This is a genomic window from Vibrio genomosp. F10 str. 9ZD137, from assembly GCF_049974785.1.
Taxonomy (GTDB): Bacteria; Pseudomonadota; Gammaproteobacteria; order Enterobacterales; family Vibrionaceae; genus Vibrio.
Window position 1 is genome coordinate 1 of sequence record NZ_JBNGCJ010000928.1, and the last position, 3,196, is coordinate 3,196.

General features: G+C 44.9%; 2 protein-coding genes. Both read right to left on the reverse strand.

The window, feature by feature from the left end; translation table 11 throughout:
* Window positions 1–277: 277 nt before the first annotated feature.
* A complete protein-coding gene (locus ACP45E_RS20440; RefSeq protein ID WP_017037263.1) occupies window positions 278–2,326 on the reverse strand; it encodes a TonB-dependent receptor in 2,049 nt (682 codons plus the stop codon).
* Between the two features lie 495 nt (window positions 2,327–2,821).
* Window positions 2,822–3,196: ATP-binding cassette domain-containing protein (locus ACP45E_RS20445; protein WP_141707455.1), on the reverse strand; the 375-nt coding region annotated here is incomplete at its 5' end.

The following is a 3,196-nucleotide window of genomic DNA, read 5'->3' on the forward strand; positions in this document are numbered from 1 at the left end:
GCGCAGATTGCCGACAGGCGGCGCGGCAAAAGGGATGCCTTTAAAAGCGGAGATATTGGTATTGCGGTCAAGGCTTCCTAATAGCAGACCGCTGTCTATTTCAATTTTTAGGTCGTGGACGTCGGCAAAAGGTGGAGTTTGAAACATAAAAGAACACTCTAAAGTAGCGTAAGAAATGAATATTTTTAAAGCAGGTGCGCGTGGGCTAGGTCATTCAGTTTAGTAGTTCTGTAGTCAAAAAGAGGCCAGCATCATGGATACTGGCCAGCGTTTAGAGTTAGAAATCAAGTTGTACCAATAAGCCTACTGTACGCGCTTTTTGTAGCAGCGGAGATTCGGTATATACCTGTCCTCGAGCTTCGTAAAGGATGACGTCGTTTGAATCGAACAAGTTATTCGCAAACAGCTTGGCGTGACCATAATCAAATACATAGGCAATCGAAGCATTAACAGTAGTGTAGCCAGAGATCTTTGCTACTTCGTTATTGTCTGTCGTTGAGTAGTAATCACCCACGTACTGAACATTACCATTGAACTCAAAATCATTTAGCCAATAATTCAGTCCAGCAACACCTGTGACCCCTGGCGCACGAGAAAACTCTTTGCCTTCATAAATGCTCTGGGTGCTATCGCTAATTTTCGTTTTCAATAGGCCCATATTGGCGAAGACGCTCAAATCTTGAGTTGCATACCAATCCATAGTGGCTTCAGCACCATAAGACTTTGCATCATCCAAATTCGAGATCTCTGCGCCAGTTAACTGTTGCAAATTGTCGTAATCGTTATAGAACACGTTGGTGGTCAGCTGCAGGCTTTGATCCAGTAAGCGATGACGCGTAAAGAATTCATAGTTCCAAACAGATTCTTCGTCAAACATGTAGGTTGAACGTGCGATGAAATCAACGCCTGCACCACCGGAGCCAAACCCTTTTGCGGCACTCACACCAAAGGTGTTGTTTTTATCTGAGTTCCACGCCAAGGCGAGCTTAGGTAAGAAGTCGTTATAGGTCTCATCTAGTTCCAGAGCAAACGGGCCATCACCACCCTGTCTAAAACGTTTCTCACTTTCATAACGGCCGACCGCCGTAAGTACCAAGCTTGGGGTTAGGTTATAAATGGCTTGCAAGTAAACAGATTGAGTCTTAGTTTCATCCTCATAGGAACCCATGCCATTAATAAAGTCATCTTGGCTATTGCTGAAATATCTTGCGCCAACTAAAAGGTCCAGTTGCTCTGAATCAGAGACATATCTAATGGTTGGCTCAATATGGTATTCCTTACCTTGAATTTCTGCAGAGAATCTATCACCTGTCGGAACAATACGTTCGCTTTCAAAATCGGTATAGTTGGTATTAAATGCCAGCTCAACGTTAGATGTCACACCATAGGCTAGGTCCCATACATAACTATTCGAATGTCCTTCAAACACCGGACGCTTTGAAGGGAATGGGGCAAACGGTGAATCATCAGGCTCATACTCCCCCTGCGGAGCACGATGGTCATGATGTGAAATACTCAGCGTTGAAGACAGATCTGGGATTTTATTTGGCTCGACCAGTAACTTAGCTCGAATGACATTGGACTCAATTTCTTTGGAATCCCCCGCAGGCTCATAGCTCACCAGTGCGACGGCACTTTCTTGATACTGCCTATCCGCACTGATACGAAATGCGACCTGATCATCGACAAGAACATCGTTATAGACGATGGCGGTCTGTTGCAAGCTATTGTTGCCCATACCACCTTTCACTGAAAATTCACGCTCAAAAACAGGGGCGTTAGATTTCAATACGACCGTTCCGGCAATAGAATTTCGGCCTTGGATATAGCTTTGTGGACCAAGATAAATCTCGGCCTGCTGTATATCCCACATAGAGTTTGGTCCATAGGCGAGTTCATTGTAGGTGAGAGAGCGTCCATCTAAAGAGACATTAAGTCGTGGTTTAGAACCTGAAATAAACGCTGCAGCGCCAACGCCTGGGCCAGAGCCATCGACACCTCGCACTGTTGCAATTTGGTTTCCATAGCCGGTATCGACTATGTTTGGACTCATTCTCAGTAAATCCTGAGTCGTATTAATACCCTTTTCCTGCATTGAGTCTTGATCGTAAACGACCACACTTGCGCTGGTTTCTTGGAGAGCACGTTCAGATTTGTCGCCGTATACCACCATAGTAGGGACTATTCCGTCTCTGATCTCTTCAGCGGCAACGGCCAGCCCTGCTTGCATACCAAAACAGGTAACTGCAACTGATGCAGCTAAAGTACCGAGAGGGGGTCTGCTTGGTTGGCTTTTCGCTAAGCGCTCCATGCGCAATAAATCCATTAGGTCATTCTCCTAGAGTTTTGCCGGTCGCCGTATTACAAGCATTTGTGGCTTGTATTTCCTCGATTTTGAGTTCGTGGGAGATACGGCTTCGCACTGCTTTGTTAATTTTCCGACACGTAGTTCACGTGACAATAGTAATAAGGTCATGCTCTTTATAAGCAGTTAACCCAGATGCTGGTTTGCTTTTCGTAGCACATGCCCTTGATTTATATGGCCTAGTTATCGTGTTATGCCGAACATGATTTTGATAACCATTCTCATTTACGGGCGTATATTACTAAGGGTTGCAAGAACATACTTCTGAATTTGTGCTTTTTTTTCGGGCAAATATTTGGGTGTGGGAGAATGCTAGCATAGCGAGTTTAGCGAAAGCTTTAGTGGATTGAATGATGAAAAGCCACCTGATGAACCATAGAATAATCATCAGGTTAAATATGAATCACACCTTGTCATGTGGCCAAAGGGTTCAGGTATAGCTTAGTTAAATACGGTTCACACGACATCGGGTATCAGGGGAGCTTTAGGGACTATCATAGGTGAACGTGTGACTGGATCAGGAATAATTACGCTATCTAAGCCGAACACTTGCTTAACCAAGGATTCGGTCATTAGTTCATCAGGAGCGCCTTGAGCAACAATTTTTCCGTCACTTAATACAATTAGGTTATCGGCGTAACGGCAGGCCTGGTTCAGATCATGCAGTACTGCAACGACCGTGTGGCCCAGATTTTGCTTGAGCTTTTTAAATAGTTCAAGCAATTCAAGCTGATGGGAGATATCTAAATAGGTCGTTGGCTCATCTAACATTAGGATTGGCGTTTGCTGTGCCAACAGCATCGCAATCCAGACCCGCTGCCGTTGCCCGCC

What these genes read in the sequence shown, in the direction of transcription:
- ACP45E_RS20440 (WP_017037263.1), bottom strand. Translation starts at nt 2,326, where the DNA reads ATGGATTTATTGCGCATGGAGCGCTTAGCGAAAAGCCAACCAAGCAGA.